The 16,038-nt window shown below is 55.4% G+C and carries 21 protein-coding genes and 1 tRNA gene; 14 read left to right on the top strand and 8 right to left on the bottom strand.

Translation table 11 applies throughout. The annotated features are described in order from the left end of the window. The first annotated feature begins 54 nt into the window (after nucleotides 1-54). The 4 genes from BSIN_RS03255 (at nucleotide 55) to BSIN_RS03240 (ending at nucleotide 2,480) form a co-directional block, all read left to right on the top strand. Nucleotides 55-666, top strand: a complete 612-nt coding sequence (locus BSIN_RS03255; protein ID WP_027797364.1) for a glutathione S-transferase N-terminal domain-containing protein — start codon at nucleotides 55-57, stop codon at nucleotides 664-666. Nucleotides 667-729: 63 nt separating this feature from the next. Next, a complete protein-coding gene (locus BSIN_RS03250) occupies nucleotides 730-1,248 on the top strand; it encodes a ClpXP protease specificity-enhancing factor (protein ID WP_173678618.1) in 519 nt (172 codons plus the stop codon). A gap of 18 nt (nucleotides 1,249-1,266) precedes the next feature. Next, a tRNA-Thr gene (locus BSIN_RS03245) sits at nucleotides 1,267-1,342 on the top strand. Between the two features lie 97 nt (nucleotides 1,343-1,439). After that, nucleotides 1,440-2,480 carry a tyrosine-type recombinase/integrase gene (locus BSIN_RS03240; RefSeq protein ID WP_089339536.1) on the top strand — a complete coding sequence of 347 codons (1,041 nt, stop codon included), beginning with the start codon at nucleotides 1,440-1,442 and terminating at the stop codon, nucleotides 2,478-2,480. Nucleotides 2,481-3,143: 663 nt separating this feature from the next. Here BSIN_RS03240 and BSIN_RS25075 read toward each other — a convergent pair. From BSIN_RS25075 to BSIN_RS03205, 7 genes are all read right to left on the bottom strand, one after another. Continuing rightward, nucleotides 3,144-3,392, bottom strand: coding sequence for a hypothetical protein (locus tag BSIN_RS25075; RefSeq protein ID WP_143757310.1), 249 nt, complete (start codon nucleotides 3,390-3,392; stop codon nucleotides 3,144-3,146). Between the two features lie 152 nt (nucleotides 3,393-3,544). Continuing rightward, nucleotides 3,545-4,393, bottom strand: coding sequence for a TrbL/VirB6 family protein (locus BSIN_RS03230; protein WP_089339500.1), 849 nt, complete (start codon nucleotides 4,391-4,393; stop codon nucleotides 3,545-3,547). Next, complete coding sequence (locus BSIN_RS03225) at nucleotides 4,386-4,778, bottom strand: hypothetical protein (protein WP_089339499.1); 393 nt, start codon at nucleotides 4,776-4,778, stop codon at nucleotides 4,386-4,388. Before BSIN_RS03225 ends, BSIN_RS03230 begins: the two co-directional genes overlap by 8 nt. A gap of 10 nt (nucleotides 4,779-4,788) precedes the next feature. Continuing rightward, on the bottom strand, nucleotides 4,789-5,439 hold the full coding sequence (locus BSIN_RS03220) for a TrbJ/VirB5 family protein (RefSeq protein WP_218192393.1): 651 nt from the start codon (nucleotides 5,437-5,439) through the stop codon (nucleotides 4,789-4,791). A gap of 11 nt (nucleotides 5,440-5,450) precedes the next feature. Beyond that, entirely contained in the window at nucleotides 5,451-6,425 is a 975-nt protein-coding gene (locus tag BSIN_RS03215) for a hypothetical protein (protein ID WP_143757308.1), read from the bottom strand. A 1-nt stretch (nucleotide 6,426) separates the two neighbouring features. Beyond that, the gene (locus BSIN_RS03210; RefSeq protein WP_256583560.1) at nucleotides 6,427-6,663 is read right to left on the bottom strand and encodes a DNA-binding protein; all 237 of its coding nucleotides are present in this window, start codon (nucleotides 6,661-6,663) and stop codon (nucleotides 6,427-6,429) included. A 350-nt stretch (nucleotides 6,664-7,013) separates the two neighbouring features. Continuing rightward, entirely contained in the window at nucleotides 7,014-7,409 is a 396-nt protein-coding gene (locus BSIN_RS03205) for a plasmid mobilization protein (protein WP_089339496.1), read from the bottom strand. A gap of 387 nt (nucleotides 7,410-7,796) precedes the next feature. Between BSIN_RS03205 and BSIN_RS03200 the strand changes: the two genes are divergently transcribed. The 3 genes from BSIN_RS03200 to BSIN_RS03190 all read left to right on the top strand — a co-directional run bounded on the left by BSIN_RS03200 (nucleotide 7,797) and on the right by BSIN_RS03190 (nucleotide 9,188). Next, on the top strand, nucleotides 7,797-8,255 hold the full coding sequence (locus tag BSIN_RS03200; RefSeq protein ID WP_089339495.1) for a conjugal transfer protein TraD: 459 nt from the start codon (nucleotides 7,797-7,799) through the stop codon (nucleotides 8,253-8,255). Next, on the top strand, nucleotides 8,252-8,521 hold the full coding sequence (locus BSIN_RS03195) for a hypothetical protein (protein ID WP_089339494.1): 270 nt from the start codon (nucleotides 8,252-8,254) through the stop codon (nucleotides 8,519-8,521). Before BSIN_RS03200 ends, BSIN_RS03195 begins: the two co-directional genes overlap by 4 nt. Before the next feature lie 166 nt (nucleotides 8,522-8,687). Continuing rightward, complete coding sequence (locus tag BSIN_RS03190) at nucleotides 8,688-9,188, top strand: hypothetical protein (protein WP_089339493.1); 501 nt, start codon at nucleotides 8,688-8,690, stop codon at nucleotides 9,186-9,188. Between the two features lie 38 nt (nucleotides 9,189-9,226). Here the strand turns inward: BSIN_RS03190 and BSIN_RS03185 are convergent, their stop codons facing one another. Further along, nucleotides 9,227-9,496, bottom strand: a complete 270-nt coding sequence (locus BSIN_RS03185; protein ID WP_089339492.1) for a hypothetical protein — start codon at nucleotides 9,494-9,496, stop codon at nucleotides 9,227-9,229. 74 nt (nucleotides 9,497-9,570) lie between these two features. Between BSIN_RS03185 and BSIN_RS03180 the strand changes: the two genes are divergently transcribed. The 7 genes from BSIN_RS03180 to BSIN_RS03150 all read left to right on the top strand — a co-directional run bounded on the left by BSIN_RS03180 (nucleotide 9,571) and on the right by BSIN_RS03150 (nucleotide 15,030). Next, a complete protein-coding gene (locus BSIN_RS03180; protein WP_018440379.1) occupies nucleotides 9,571-9,798 on the top strand; it encodes an AbrB/MazE/SpoVT family DNA-binding domain-containing protein in 228 nt (75 codons plus the stop codon). After that, the gene (locus BSIN_RS03175; RefSeq protein WP_089339491.1) at nucleotides 9,795-10,181 is read left to right on the top strand and encodes a type II toxin-antitoxin system death-on-curing family toxin; all 387 of its coding nucleotides are present in this window, start codon (nucleotides 9,795-9,797) and stop codon (nucleotides 10,179-10,181) included. Before BSIN_RS03180 ends, BSIN_RS03175 begins: the two co-directional genes overlap by 4 nt. Before the next feature lie 401 nt (nucleotides 10,182-10,582). Then, nucleotides 10,583-11,785: a tyrosine-type recombinase/integrase gene (locus tag BSIN_RS03170; protein ID WP_058902321.1), complete on the top strand. Its 1,203-nt coding sequence runs from the start codon at nucleotides 10,583-10,585 to the stop codon at nucleotides 11,783-11,785. Nucleotides 11,786-11,873: 88 nt separating this feature from the next. Beyond that, entirely contained in the window at nucleotides 11,874-12,719 is an 846-nt protein-coding gene (locus BSIN_RS03165; RefSeq protein ID WP_058902248.1) for a hypothetical protein, read from the top strand. 274 nt (nucleotides 12,720-12,993) lie between these two features. Further along, nucleotides 12,994-13,197, top strand: a complete 204-nt coding sequence (locus BSIN_RS03160; RefSeq protein WP_077021870.1) for a helix-turn-helix transcriptional regulator — start codon at nucleotides 12,994-12,996, stop codon at nucleotides 13,195-13,197. 3 nt (nucleotides 13,198-13,200) lie between these two features. Next, nucleotides 13,201-13,527, top strand: a complete 327-nt coding sequence (locus BSIN_RS03155) for a hypothetical protein (protein WP_077021871.1) — start codon at nucleotides 13,201-13,203, stop codon at nucleotides 13,525-13,527. 42 nt (nucleotides 13,528-13,569) lie between these two features. Then, nucleotides 13,570-15,030, top strand: a complete 1,461-nt coding sequence (locus BSIN_RS03150; protein WP_077021872.1) for a YfjI family protein — start codon at nucleotides 13,570-13,572, stop codon at nucleotides 15,028-15,030. Nucleotides 15,031-16,038: the final 1,008 nt, after the last annotated feature.

The following is a 16,038-nucleotide window of genomic DNA, read 5'->3' as shown; positions in this document are numbered from 1 at the left end:
AAGAGCCAGCGGCTCTTCCGAGCGCTGGCCTTCGGTTTTTGAGGAAACGCAAACATGATGGTTCTGTATTCCGGTACGACTTGTCCGTTCTCCCAGCGTTGCCGGCTGGTGCTGTTCGAAAAGGGCATGGATTTCGAGATTCGCGACGTCGACTTGTTCAACAAGCCGGAAGATATCGCCGTGATGAATCCATACGGACAGGTGCCGATTCTCGTCGAGCGGGATCTGATTCTGTACGAATCGAACATCATCAACGAGTACATCGACGAGCGCTTTCCGCATCCGCAACTGATGCCGGCCGATCCGGTTCAGCGCGCGCGCGCGCGCCTGTTCCTGCTTAACTTCGAGAAGGAATTGTTCGTGCACGTGAGCACGCTCGAGAACGAGAAGGGCAAGGCAGCGGAGAAGAACCACGAGAAGGCGCGCCTCGCGATCCGCGATCGGCTGACGCAGCTCGCCCCCATCTTCTTGAAGAACAAGTACATGCTCGGCGAAGAGTTCTCGATGCTCGACGTCGCGATCGCGCCGTTGCTTTGGCGTCTCGATCACTACGGAATCGAGTTGTCGAAGAATGCGGCGCCGTTGATGAAGTACGCGGAGCGGATCTTCAGCCGTCCTGCGTATATCGAAGCGCTGACGCCGTCCGAAAAGGTCATGCGTCGTTAAGCTGGGTGACTGGGAGGCGGATACGGCAAGGGCTCGCCTGTTCGCTTCCATTCGAGGATGGCGATGCAAGAAATTTCCACGAAGCCTTATTTGCTGCGCGCGCTGTACGAATGGTGCACGGATAACGGCTATACGCCGCACATCGCGGTGCGGGTCGACAAGGCGACGCGCGTGCCGCGTCAGTTCGTGCGCGACGGCGAGATCGTATTGAACATCAGCTTCGAGGCGACGAGCCAGTTGCAGATGGGAAATGAATGGATCGAATTTACCGCGCGGTTCTCCGGCAAGGCGCACAAGATCGAGGTGCCGGTTGCCAATGTGCTCGCGATTTATGCGCGCGAGAATGGGCAGGGAATGGCGTTCCAGGTCGATGTCGCGGCGGAGTTGGGCGAGGACGGGGAAAGCGCGGCGGATGACGGCGGCCAGGGTGACGGGCGCGGTGCAGTGGCCGAAGATGTGGCGGAGGGGGCGGCTGCTGCCGAACCGGCGGCCGACGATCCTGACGGCGCCGGCGATCCGCCGATGTCCGACGGTGACGGTGCGAATAAAGGCGGACGGCCGCGCCTCAAGATCGTGAAATGAGGTAGAATCGTCAGTCTTGCCGGCTTAGCTCATCTGGTAGAGCAGTTGATTTGTAATCATCAGGTGGCGGGTTCGAGTCCTGCAGCCGGCACCAATAAAATCAAGGGGTTACGCGATTATTGCGTAACCCCTTGATGCTTTTGAGGCCCTCCCGGTACAGTATTGGTACACTGAGCCGTCGCAAGGGCATCATGGCCGTCATCCAAAAACGAGATTCGGGCAACTGGAAAGCCATCGTTCGCAAGAACGGTTGGCCGACCACGATCAAGACTTTCCGCACCAAACGCGATGCCGAGGATTGGGCTCGCCGAACCGAAGATGAGATGGTCCGGGGTGTCTATCTGTCGCGTGCTCCCTCCGAAAAGCTCACCTTGTCGGCCGCGCTGAAACGGTACATGGAAGAAGTGTCGGTCACCAAGAAGGCGACCACGCAGCGCAGCGAGCGCTTCACCTCGCAGCACTTGGCTGCGTTCTTTGGGAAGTATTCGATGGCGGCCGTTAGTGCCGAACTCGTCGCCAAGTACCGCGACGAGCGGTTGGCGGCTGGCAAGTCGAGCAACACCGTGCGGATTGAGCTGGCGATGCTCGGGCATCTGTTCCGGGTGGCGATTCAGGAGTGGGGGATCGGCCTGACGTTCAATCCAGTCGCCAACATCCGGAAACCTAGCCCCGGCGCGGGCCGGGATCGGCGCTTGACGCCGGAAGAGCAGCAACGACTCTTCGCGGCCGCCGACGCCCATAGCAATCCGATGCTCGGATGGATCGTGCGGCTGGCCGTCGAAACGGGTATGCGCTCATCCGAGATCACGGGCCTGCGCCGCTCCCAAGTCGATCTGAACCGCAGGGTTGTCACCCTCAAGGACACCAAGAATGGCTCCGCGCGCTTGGTTCCGTTGACTCGCGTGGCGGTCGAAATCCTGCGCTCAGCGCTGGACAATCCTATCCGGCCGATTGACGTCGATCTCGTGTTCTTCGGGGAGCCGGGGCGAGATGGCAAGCGCAAGCCCTACGTGTTTCAGAAGCTCTGGGCGAGCATCGTGCAGACAGTTGGCTTAGCTGACTTACATTTTCACGATCTACGCCATGAGGCGGTTAGCCAACTGGTCGAGGGTGGGCTGAGCGACCAGGAGGTCGCGTCAATCAGCGGGCACAAGTCGATGCAGATGCTGAAGCGATACACCCACCTTCGGGCCGAAGATCTGGTCGAAAAACTGGATCGGATGAGGAAATGAGCGGTTCGCGCTGAAGCGTGACGTTTGACCTACGCATCGGAAATGTCAGGGCTGCCCGACTGGTCTCCATGAGTGATACGCAGCCACGGCCCAAGAATCTCTTTCATGCATTGCTGACAGAGGTCAATGCTGACTTGACTGCCGTCCCCGAAGACTGATGTGTAGCCGCCCGTGAAAGACAGCGACAACTTTTCGTGCCACTCCATGTCGGACGGCGTCAGGCGGCGGCTACAGCGATCACACGTGCACGCGATGGCCTGTTGGACGGTGACGGGTTGATATTCGAGCATGGCCTTCAATTGAGAGGCGTTACCATCCTACGCTCATGCAAGGACGAGGGTCTGGTCGACAAGCTGGACCGGATGAAAAAGCATGCATAGTTTGGCGGGACCATCGAACTATTTTCTCGCATGCGAGAAAATCGAACGTCGGCGTCTAGCGTCGGGAGTGTCCCGCCTCAAACGGAGGGCAGAGGGGGCCCCTTTGGGGACGTGAAAGAGTTGCCGCACTTCGGGTCGTTGTCGCGCGGCTAGCGCGGCCGGCGGGACCGAGCAGCGGGTATAACCGCCGCGGTTGGCCTCCTCGCGTACTGATCCGGCAGGCCCCCTCTGCAAGCCAGCTTTTTTCGGCAGTATGTAACCAACTAGGCCAAACAAAACCGCCTCAGACGACGATTACAGTCGAATCGCCTGCGCAGCCGGAATCGGCGGGAACAATCGGAGCGTCACGGTCAAACTTTCGTGTTACGAGCATGACATTGCCGCTGTGGGGAACATCTAGCTCGAATTCGTAGATCCCGTTCTCGTCGAGAAAATCCATCGCGGTATGAATGGTTTGAAACGTAAAGGTGATTGCCCATCCGTCGCGAGTTGATGTAAGTGCGACGGGGAGGTTAGTATCGGTTGCAGCCATTTCCGGCCTCTTGAAAAGAAAAGGTCAGTATTGGTCAGGCCCTGAGGATGTTAGTGCATCCTCTCGGGCCGCTTGCGTCGCCGGTCAATTCTCGCATGCGAGAATCGGCCAGGTAGCTCGGGTGTCCTTCCATTTCTCGCATGCGAGAAATGTCATCGGCCACGGAAACGATTTAGCAGGCTTAGACTTTGTACCGCGACGCCGCCGGACAGTGAGGCGGCCCAGCCTTTGACCTGAAGCAGAAACAAGAAAAGCACTCCAAACGTTGGGAAGATGAAGGCGATCTGCGAGAACGTTAGCGAAGCTGCGTCGAGCCCGGTCAGGCCCTGCGCCTTTTGGAAATACGTGTCGGCGAACTGGAACCCGAATTTGAGAACGGCGAATGTCAGGATGTAGATGAATACTGCGTTGAGCACCATGCTCGCCCAGTTCATGAACCATTGTCGTGTAGCGGGCCAAAAAACACTGGCGATGACAAGCGGCAGCAGCAGGAAGACGATAGCGAGCATGATCTTCGATATGACGATATAGACGGATGCGAGGATCAGGAAGACTTCCGTCACGCCGTAGATCAAGATACCCAAAATCACGATGCCAATGTTGCTGAGGCCGGCGCTCAGCATCGCATTGGTGATCTTGTTGCATTGGGCCATCACGCCGTCCAACGTGCTCGATACTGGCTGGCCGCTGATGATCGTTCCACCAATCCCATTCATCAATTCGATGGTCATGTGGTAGAGCTGGCTTGCGAAACCGCCCCAATTGAGCGTGCCAAGTACCAGTGTGACGGTCAGCAGTCGGGCCAGAAGATCCTTGGCGCCGGACGCAGCGCGCCCATCGTAGACGGAGTACCCATACCATGCGACATACATCACCGCGAGAAGATACACGGGCGTAGACAGCACGTTTGCCACGGCCGGATAGGTGTTCTGCAGGAACGCCTCCGGAATCATCTCGAAGCTCGCGATAAACGCGCTAGGAGTAAAAGTCGCATCACTCATTTTTCATGGCCTCCGCAAAGCGACGGCGAACCTTCTCGTTGACGATGTCATCACGGGTCAGCTCGACGCGGTGTTGTTGGTAGATGTTCCGCTGCACGATTCCGATGCACGTTGGGATGTTCGGCAGCAAATTGGGATCAGCGTTTGGAAGCTGATAGCCGTACAGCACTGCGGCGCATTCGCTCCATCCCATGCTTCCAGAAAGTGCCATCTTGAAGGCAGCGGCATTCGCTGAGAGCAGCGGATTGCCTTCGGGCGTGCATGACCATAGGGAGGCAAGCAGGAGCGCCCCAAGAGCCCATTTCAGGCACTTCCGGGCCGTCCGGCTGGCGACGAGCAGGCTAGCCATCAGGCCAAGAGGGAGCAACGAAAAAGCGGCGTGCATTGTGATCCCCTCACTTGACGTCGAAGAAGGTGGCGTTGCGTGCTGCCGACTGGTTCTGTTCGTTGAGCACGTTGGCTTGCAGGTTCATATTTATCGCGTTGAGCTTTGCCATAGCGGTTTGCAACAGGCCGTTTTCGGTTGCGATGCGGTTTTGCAGATCCTGCGCATCTTTCAGGTTTGCCGTAGCGTCGACGTTCCGCCCTAACGCAGTGAGATTGTTGAGATGCGTTTGAATCTCGGAGTACAGTGCGTCGCCGCCGGCTAGTGCCGCCCGCACGGAATCGGTGCTCATCTTGTACGACGTTGCGCCCTGCTTGGACTGGAAGGTATCCGAGCTGATCGGCTGGATTTGCTTGTCGTAGTAGTCCTGCTTCGCACCGAAGGCCCCGCTTTTCTGCATGGCCACGACCTCTTGCCACGAGCCAGGGACGACCGAGGCGGAGTTGACCGAATCGCCGAAGCCTATCGCTCCGCGACCGTAGCTGCCGGTGATGGCCGCGTACTGATCTTTGAGGGTTTTGTACTGATCCTGCAATTGCTTGACCGTTTGCTGTAATTGCATGACCGAAGCAACGTCGAAGGTTGGAATGCCGCCGGCGAATGCGGTACCGAAGCTGCCAACAGCCATAGCTACGACGAGAGTGGAATTCAGAAATTGCATGTCGGGCTCCTTCAATTGGCGGGAAACTGTCGTTTCAATTGAGCTAGGTGCGTCCTGGCCACATCTGGCGGCGTAGGTGAGGCTCTGGCGTGCTGCGGGCTATTCACATGTTGTTGTTCGCGTTCGCGGCGCTCTGCAACTCGGGAGGCGCGGGCAGGATGGAACTGCTGCTTCTCGTATTGCTTCACCAGCCCCATGAAGTACTGGGGCGGCGTCTTTTTGATTTCGCCGGAATCCATTGCCGCTGACAACTCGTCCAGCATGAGCTGGACATCCCGTGCAGGAGCGCCAGATAGCGCGCTTCGAATAATGTCGGAGACGCAGGACCTGTCCGAGGCCGTCAATCTATGTGGGAAGACAACGATCCCATCCAATAGCGCCGCTGCGCTATGCGACTGTGCATAACTGCTCGGTGAGGGCGGCGCGGTAGTTGTAGTGTTAGAGTTAAAGTTAACGTTAGTAGTAGTGTTAACGAGCCCACTATTGGTGGGGCAGGGATAGGGTATCGATACCCTATCGGGATGAGTGTCTTGCGGGCATAGCGCACTCTGCACAAGCGCCCGTAAATTGCCGAGCTTCTTCGTATTGATCGGAAGCCGCGACAAAAGATCTTCAACGAAGGCGTCGCGCCAGTGACCGGGGATGGCGGCGATCTGCTCATACGTCCGCTGTCGCAACGTTCCCGCAACGGACATACTGGCCGAGTTATGGTCCCACCAGATCTTGACCCAGACGTAACTCAACTTCTCATCGAAATCGATAAAGGCGGCTTCGCGTAGGCGGCGAAGAACAGGGATCAACTGCGAGTCGGTATCCCACCCCATCTCCGAGGCGGCAATGCGCGGAACAATCGGATACACGCCAATGATGTTGCTGAACGGCGAGGTCAGCAGATATGACAGAGTGGCCCGGTCCTCCTGCGTTCTCCCTGCCATACGTGGAGAACGCCAGAATGCGGTGTCATCAATCGTGCGTTGACGGCCCATGTCACTCGCCCCCGTCGATTTCTTCGGCGATCAGACGCGCAATGAGTGCGGTGCGGAATAGCACGCGCCGACCGATTTTGATTCGAGCCGGACGCAGTCGGCGCGAGAGTTCGCAATCTCTCGTCAGGGTTACACGAAGCCCTTCAGGACTCCGATCTAGAACCTCGGCAACCTGAGAAAGCGTTAATAGCGGTGAACCGCTGTAACGCTGAATAAGCATTTCTTCCGTTGATTTCACGTGGATAGCTCCAAGTTCTTATCTGCAACGGAAGATTACGGTTTATGAGTAAGCAGTTTCCATCTATTTACAGAGGCTTATAAGGGTATTCAGAAATTACGGCATTGCGTGTATAACGTATCTATGCTGTATCTCTATGATTTTGTATAACAAATGTATAGCATTTTTATTGGAGATTTCTTCGATTTTTCAATGGCTTAGGTTGTCTGGAGGGGTGCGTTAACTGACTGCTGCCCGTTTCATGTTGCTCAAGAGCAACGTGGGCGCCGCCGCACTTGCTCTTGGCGTTGCCTGACGTGAAATCGGTAGCGCCGTAGCGAAAGGCAGCGTAGCCAATAATCCTCTCTAGGTCAGTCGTTCTCAGTAACGCGAGATAGCAGAGCCGCCAAGTCTGGCGATCCTGCTTCGAGTATGTCGGTTGGCATATTTGCGTTTTCGCAGGCGAGAACTAGATCGTTGAACTCGCCGCTCGTCGCCTTCTTGCGCACGAGAAACAAGAGCATGGACAGAAGCGCATGTGTTCCTTTCTGCGTCCTCTCGATCTCCGCCAGTCGACCGATAAGCTCCTGCCTTTCGGCCCACGCTTCCACGCTATCGCGGCTTGTTTCCGTGTGGCCGCCTCGCCCGAGTGATTTGTCGCGGATGTACTTCGAAAGGTGCTTGTATCCCGCCAGTGCTGCCGCTTCCTCCAGCCGCTGCCGCTCGTCGTCAGAGTAGCGAATTGGGATAGGTTTCGTCGTGCTCATTGGAATCGGGCCTCCGTATACTGATTGCTATACACGTAAACATAGCAAAATCAAATGCCAGAAGCAAATTTGTATAGCAATCGTATAGTGATTTCGCGTGCGATTTTCGAAATATCCTTGTGTTTTCAGAGGGTTGGCACCCTCGGAGGGGTGCGTGTTGTGTATTGAGATTTTGGGCCTGTTAAGGACCAGAATCTCTAGGGGTTAAGGGCGTACAGGTCGCATAGGCCGAAGGCCGTAGGAGCGACGACGACAAAAAGTAGACAGTGCGTGAACAGGGAGAGGACTAACTGGATACGAATAGAGGTCAAAAGGTTGACCATAGGCAGACGATTGGAATACAACTAGGGTACAGTTAGACAACAATATGACGATGGTGGGGCATCAATGACGAAGCCAGACGCAAAACAGGCAGTCAGGCAGACGGAGCCGACCACGAAAGCGGCGCAATTACGGGAAGTGATGCCGGAGATCGAAAAGAAGCTCGCAGCAGGTGTGCAGCTCGGGACGATTCACAAGGCGCTGACCGAAGCCGGGTTCGACCTGACGTTTCAGACGCTGAAAACGTACCTGTACCGATACCGAAAGAAGCATCAAGCAAAGGCCGTGGTGCGGCAGGCGGAGCCTGTCGGCTCACGGTCGGCCGGCACACCGACGCCGGCATCATCCAACCCCGAAGAGCTTGTTTCGTACGATACAGATTCGTCGGAAACACCTACGTCACGCGGACCGATCTCGATGCAGGAGCTTGACCGCCTGATGAAACCCGACCCGGCAGAACAAGCCGAGAAACTGGCGCGTTACGAGCGCTTGGGGAAACAGCAACGAAGGAACCATAGAACATGACGATGGTCCGATCGCTCACTGCCGTGACCGCCCGCTTGGAAGCTGCGACCGAGACGCTGGCCGAGTACATCGGCTACCTGAACGGTGAGATCGACGCCGAGCAGGACAAAGCAGAACCGAACGCTGAGCGCGTTGAGGCGCTGGAACAGCAGCTTGATATCGTCATTGGGGAGCGCCGCGCTATCATGCCAGCCAATCTGGCGCTTATTAATCGCGCGCTGTACATCTACGCACCGTTTCTAAAGCTGTTGAGAGGCAGCACGTAATAGGGTTAGATCTGACATGGCGTATGAGGCAGAGTTTGAACAAGCGGCAGCGCGAACGCGATCTTGGGGGCTGACGTGCCGAGAGGGTAACGGTGCAAGCGAACGATACGTTTCGCCGGCGACCAGTGCGAAGGTCACCAACTGTGCTCAGGCCGTTCTTGGTCGTATGCAAGCGGAAAATGTGGCTGCGCAATGTTTCGCTGTCAGCTCGTTTCTGCGCGAGCCGTTGCAGGATGTGCTGGGGGTCCCGCTGACGTACACGCTCGGCTACGTCAATTTGGGCCGTGGTCCGGTTTTTCACACGCGGGCGGAGAACTTGAAGGCGATGCTAGATGCCGGGCGTCCCACATCGCGGGCCTTGGAGTTGCACGCGTGGTTGACTCTGCCAAGTAGAGAAATCATCGACCTGACACTGTCAACCACGCTTGGGCTCGTCCGGAACCTTCCCGAACTGGTGGGACGTGCTGCTTTCATTCACCCGAACGATCTTGTCGGCAACCATTCCTATCACCCCCAAGTCTTGGGCGAAGACTATTTGCGACGGATTGGGGTGATGGTCGAACTCGAAGGTTTTTTCGTTGCGCCAGCGGCGTCGCCGGAGCCCGACCCGAGGCTTCGCCGCAGTGGTCTGCTGCGACGTGGTTGGCGCGCGCTGGTTGGTCGGTGACTGGATACAACCGCGAACCAGTGGTTTTCGACTGCTTTTCAGTCGCCGCGCAGCGCGTCCGCGTCCTTGCACACGTGTTTCCACTTCTCTGGCGGAACGCAGGTATGGAGTCCGAGTTGTTTGGCTGTTTCGATTGGTAGGCGCAAAGTGACATTCGCCCCTGCTCCTTGGTCACGCGTGCGCAGTTCGGCACTTACGCCGCGAAGCTCCAGATACACTACGCCTCCCTCGAATATCTCTTCGTAGAGATGCCACGATGGCTCGTCGTCGTTGAAATCATGGTGCGAGAGGGTTGCCTTGGTACTCATGATTGAACTCCTGCGGGTGTACGGACTGCCTAGTGTGTTATATAATAAAAATTATATAGCGCTCGGAGATTGCAATGCTTACGTTCAAGGTTACGACAGTAGGGGCGTCAGCCGGCTTCATCCTGACCAAGGAGGCGATGGCACGGCTTAAGGTCAAGAAGGGGGACACGGTGTATCTGACGGAAGCGCCGGAGGGCGGCTATCGGATTACACCATACGACCCCGATTTCGAGCGCCAGATGAGACTGGCGGAAGAGATCATGCATGACGATCGCGATATCTTGCGGGCGCTTGCCAAGTGACCGCTTGGCGATGGATTCGTGCGGACCTGATCTATGCTGTGCATGATCGTCAGTTGGCGGAGCATGGCGGCCTGGATGGCGTGCGCGACATTGGTGCTGTGGAGTCGGCGTTGGCGCGGCCGCAGAACCTCGATATGTACGGTGAGGCGGACGCTGCGGCACTGGCGGCTGCGTATGCGTATGGCTTGGCTCGGAATCATGGCTTCGCGGATGGTAACAAGCGGACCGCGTGGATTGCCGCCCGCCTGTTTCTTGCCGAGAATGGTTACCGCTTGCGCTTTGATTCGGCCGACGCGGTTAGAACGATGGAAAGCGTTGCCGCCGGCAAGATCGATGAAGGGCAGCTTGCCGAGTGGTTCCGGCAGCGCGTTGCGATTGCTTGACGCGTCGGCTGAGCGGCGCCCTCGGTACAATGACGGTACACAGCTAGGTTTTTTCAGCTTCCGCTCACTTACGCTAAACTACTGAATATAAAGTAATTTGGGTTGTGCTGCGTTACGGTCACTTTCCCTTAAATATCAGTAACTTATTGATTTAATTGAAAATTTGTAATCATCAGGTGGCGGGTTCGAGTCCTGCAGCCGGCACCAAATACCCCTCCGAGGGAGTCCTCGGAAATCCTGAAACCCGTGATAGCATAAGGCTTCACGGGTTTTTTTATTCCTGACTTGTCCAGTCTAGCCCGTGTGAATCCGGGGGCATGCGGGGGCACTTTCGGGGGAATTTTGATTGACGGTTGATGCCCCTGACAAAAAGTGCCCCCTTCCGGGCTGTAAGGTGCACCATGCCGCTGACTGATGTCACTATCCGAAAGGCCTCTCCCCGCGAAAAGCCGTACCGCCTCGCTGATGGCGGCGGCATGTATCTCGAAGTGTCTCCATCAGGGGGCAAATACTGGCGATTCAAATATCGCTTTGCTGGTAAGGAGAAGCGTCTCGCTCTGGGCGTCTACCCCGATGTTCCGCTTGCCGCCGCGCGAGAGAAGCGAGATGAGGCGAGAAAGACGCTCGCCGGCGGTGTCGATCCTGGCGAGGCGAAGAAGGCCGCTAAGCGAGCGACGCTGCTTGCCGCAACGAATTCGTTCGAAGCGGTTGCGCTAGGATGGATGGACGAGCGCAAGCCATATGTCACATCGGGTTCGTGGGAAAAGACCAAAGCGCGCTTCGTCAAGGATGTATTCCCCTGGTTGGGCAAGCGTCCGATAGCAGAAATCGATGCACCCGAAGTTCTGACTATTCTCAAGCGCATCGACAGCCGAGGTGCTCGGTTCACCGCTCACAAGGTGCGTAGTGAGATCAGTCGAGTGTTCCGCTATGGAATTAAGGAGGGGTACTGCAAGGTCGACGCGGCGCGCGACCTCACAGACGCGATCCCGCCGGCTCAAACCACTCACTTTGCTTCGATTACCGATCCCGAGAAGGTCGGTGCCATGTTGCGAGCGTTTGATGGCTTCTCGGGCACGTTTCCGGTCTTATGTGCGCTTAGGCTGGCGCCGATGCTGTTCACTCGACCAGGTGAACTCCGCAAGGCTGAATGGGCGCAATTTGACTTGGATAAGGGCGAGTGGCGCTATCTCGTGACGAAGACCAAGACGGAGCATCTCGTGCCGCTTGCCCAACAGGCTATTCAGATTTTGCGAGAACTTCACGCACTGACGGGTAGTGGACGATACGTGTTTCCAGGCGCTCGGTCAGCCCTGCGTCCGATGAGCGATGCAGCTGTCAATGCGGCCCTTCGTCGATTGGGCTATGACACACGTACCGAAATCACGGGGCACGGCTTCCGAGCGATGGCGCGCACGATTCTTCACGAAGAACTGGAGCAAAAGCCGGAGGTAATCGAGCATCAGCTCGCGCATGCTGTTCCCGATAATCTTGGCAAGGCATACAACCGGACAAAGTTTATCAAGGAGCGACGCGCAATGATGCAGAAATGGGCCGATTACCTAGAAAAACTCAAGGCAGATACCGGCACGCAGACAAAGTGACTCGCTGTTGAAGTATCGGGGGCTGGCTGTCATTCGAGCGTTTCCACGGGGGACGCTGAGGACGCCGACCTAATTCGATGGAGTGAGCATGAAAATTAAAAAACCGGAATTTCTACTGGTGGCGGAGAAGAAGCTCAAGGTGATTTGGGATCTTCTCAAAAATACAGATGCAGTCCGATTCAGGATGACGGTGACGATGTATCGAGAGAGGGGGGAGGAGCCCGTCGTAATTACGATGGAAGGTACCCGAGCTGAAAACGGAGGGTGGAACCTCGAGCCGCCGCCGAGTAAGCGCATCGGTCCTCTTGAATCGTCTGCCGAGTTGCAGGAAAAACTGAGAGCCATTGAGGCATCCGTCGAAAATTACATTTCGACACATTCGCTCGTTGAGGAGTGGCGGGAATGGTTGGATGCACTCAGAGAGGCGATGAAATTAGGTCGCTCAACCGAAGATTTGGAATTTCGCAGTGAAATTCCAATGAGAGCGATCGCCAGTTACGGATATGACGCGCACTTCTTTGCACCTGTCATGGCGATGGCCTATGTCATCGAGGGCACTGAGGCATTGGCGAGGAACGACCTGGACCAGGCGTCGCGCAGTGTTGAGCGGGGTGTCTATTGGTCGCGCGATGAGATGCTGATTGCCGATCCGGCGAGCCGTTTTGTCGAACGAGCGCAGACGGGCGGCGGCGGCAAAGCAGCGCGCTACAAAGAGGTGAAGGAGAAGGTAGCGGAGCTTCTACGAGAGTTGCGGCCAGAGGGTTGGAGCACCAGCACTGAAGCTGTCGATGCAGTGGCGGATAAATTGACAAGAGAGCATTCGGCATTCGTCGAAGAACGCGGCCTACAAACCGGAAACCTTGCGCGAACGATCAAGGGATGGCTGAAGAAAGCCCCCGACAAGTTCCCGCACTCAGTCAAGCCCAAAGACTAGCTCGCCCGATGATCTGTCCCCATAACCCCTCTTTGTGAGGGGTTTTTTTATGCCCAAATTTTATTTTTAGCAGACGTCTGGGAGCGGTTTCGGGACCTCCCTACCATGGCCTCATCGTTCAGTGCAGTGCAGGACAGCACAGGTCGATGCAGGCAGGTCAGGTGGGGCTCACGGACGGTAGCTGGGCCACACCTTCGCTCTTTAACAACGGATGCAGCACTACTGACGCGCTCTAGCGCGATCTGCTGTCGTCCATGCAAATGGAAGGTGTTTTATGACGTTGGATGAAATTCCACCGGTTCTGAGTGTCAAGCAATTTTGCTCGATCATCGCCAAATCAAAGTCGTGGATCTATGAAGAATGGAAGCGCGAGGGGAGCGATCTTCCTAAGCCGTTCAAAATTGGCAGCGCGACTCGCATCTTGGGTGAAGCGGCAGCCAATTATCTAAAGAAAAAATCCAATCCAGGGCAGGAATAAGACATGAGCGACGATAGGAAATCAATAGCAGATGCATTCACTGAACGAGAGCAGCTCACTCGGCAAGTGAATGCGGCTTCAGGGAAGGAGGGCTCTGAAAGCCAATCCATCGAGGTTGATGGTGGCTGGGACGAACTCAGCTCAGGAAATAAGGCTCAAAAAGAAGCGATTCTAAAAGAGCATTTCTTGAAAGCCTTGGAGCGATTCAATGCGGGCGTGAGCTTGTCCAAGATACGCCAGCATTACGAAAAGCTAGGAGCGAAATACTCACCGGTCACGTTCAGGAAGAAATGGGACGAGCTTGTGAGAGCACACGCAGAACACGGTTGACTAATTCAGGGGCGCTTCGGCGCCCCATTATTTTGAGATTTTATGACGACTGCTATTGCAATTTATAATCCGCCTGCATATCCGATCTATGTGTTTCCGTCGGAGATTGCGAAGGCGATATACGAAGTGATGGAAAAGATCAAGGCGCCGGACGCACTCATCGCTACATCTTTTCTTGCAACAATGTCGATTGCATGCCAAGGGCTAGTCGATGTCAAGCTTCCGTTCGGTGCAGTCGTACCGGTGTCGCTGAACATACTGATCAAAGCTGAGTCTGGGGAGCGGAAAACTGCCACTGACAAGATTGTTGGGGAGCCGATCTATGCTCACGACGAGGCAAGCATTGGTCAACATCAGCAAGACCTGATCCAGTACAAGGCGGATCATCGGTACTGGAAGACCGTCGAATCAACAATCAGGAGCATGATCGCCAAGGCAGTCCGGCACGGGGAGGATACCGAAGACCTACGGCGGCGACTGGATGAGCATATCAAGAACGAGCCGGCACCACCTCAAGCACACCGATTCATTCATCAGGTTGCAACTGAACCAGCATTGATGAAAAGTCTGGAAGGTGAAGGCAGATCCATTGCTATCACGACAGACGAAGGTGAAGTTGTGCTCAAGGGTGGTCTGATGAGCCGACCAGGATTGCGTAACAAAGGTTGGGATGGTGCAAAGCTGCTGGTGTTCGATCGGCTTAGCACCGGTAGCATCATCGCCAGGCAGCCTCGCATCACGGTTAACCTCATGGTGCAAGATGCCGTGCTTGATGTCTATCAGCAAGATCGTGGTGCGGTGGCACGTGGTTCAGGCTTTTGGGCGCGATACTTGGTAGGTGCACCTCTGTCTACTCAAGGTTTCCGATTCATCAACTACATCGATGAAGAGTGGCGCAGTCTCCCAGCATTCCATGCACGTGTGAAGGAGTTGCTGGATAGCTACACTACACAAAGGAAGTCAGGTGTAGTGAAGCGCGAGATACTGGAGTTCGATCCCGAGGCAGCAGCGGAATGGGTGCGATTGTTCAATCACCTGGAGGGGCAAATCCAACCGTGGCAGTATCTGAGTGACGTCCATGACTTTGCATCGAAGGCAAATGAGATGCTGGCTCGTGTCGCTGCGATCCTTCATTGCTTCACGAAGCAGCAAGGAAAGATAACGAAAGCCACGCTGAATTCTGCGATGGCTATCGTGAACTGGCACTTGCACGAGTACAAGAGATTGTTCTCGCCGCAATTCAATACATTCTCGATGGAGCAGAGCATGACTGAGTTGGAGCGATTTCTGTTCCTCAACTACTGGAAGGTAGGATTGCCATGCGTAGCCAAGAATCACGTGCTGCGGAATGGTCCGAACCACCTTCGATCTAAGGCCGCTCTAGAGCCAGTGATTGAAGCTCTGATGGCTCAAGGATCGATCAATGTGTTCAAGGATCAGGGTGCTAATAAGAACATGATTGGCATGAATCCGCTTCGATTCAATTCGTTGAACTACTATTGAATATGCGCCACCTTCGGGTGGCGTATTTTTGCTGGCTCGTCAAATCCGTTGCGACTTCCGCAACAGTCGCAGAAGTCGCGATCAATTTCTGTCGTTACCAATTTGGACGGCGGCGAAACACTCCGAGCGGTGATGAATCTCTACCACGCTCAGCATGGAAAAGCAATCCTGGTCGGGGCGCCCTGTGTGCAGTCCTGGCGAGCGGCTTTGTTCTCGACTATAGGCATCTGCACAACGCTATATCCCTGTTCCATGTGCTTGCTGATGGTTCATATGCTTTTTTTTGCGTGCGTAAGTATGTATATGAGGTGCGTCATGAATAACCGCGCTGCTCCTGGGTATTGATGATCAAATGCCGTGTTTCCCGTGTGATTGGATGATGCTTGGTTTTTGCTTCCTATGGAATATCAATATCAAAAGAATTGAATGATTCATCATGATTGGATGGCGATATTCATGTCAAAGGTCTACGTCGGCTCCAATGCGAAAGACAAGGTGCATCCATCTCATAAGCATGGGCTGTCCATAGACTAAGCGACGTGAGTAACAAGACACTCTCTCGTCTGCACGAAACGGATGGAGTAACGAGAAGTGATCGACTGATCAACACTAAAAAAGAATGTCTCTTGCTCTTCGTATAGCTGAGATTCGCTAGCAGGCTACTCGGCAAAGTCTGAACAAGAGACGGAACATCAACCATGTCACCCTCGGGGTGGCGACATATCATCACTCGACCATGAGCAAAGTTAATGAAGACCAACAAGCACTGGAGGTAATCGCTCGCCTTGATGAGCGTATGAACCTCGAAGAAACCGATATAGATGGACGTAGGCAAGTGGTCATTCACAAAGGCTACGCTTCACGCTATCTCTTTGCCATTGAGAAGTTTGTACACGACATCGAGAACGGACGTAAAGGATTGACCTTGCCCCTGTTTCACGAATCCCATAACCGAGGCAATCAGGCCGCTTGCCCTTGCTGAGCGGCGGCCCAGTTCTTCTCGAACGT

The organism is Burkholderia singularis (assembly GCF_900176645.1).
GTDB classification, from domain to species: domain Bacteria; phylum Pseudomonadota; class Gammaproteobacteria; order Burkholderiales; family Burkholderiaceae; genus Burkholderia; species Burkholderia singularis.
Note: the sequence above shows the minus strand (reverse complement) of the source record. Positions and strands in the feature narration are given on the sequence as shown.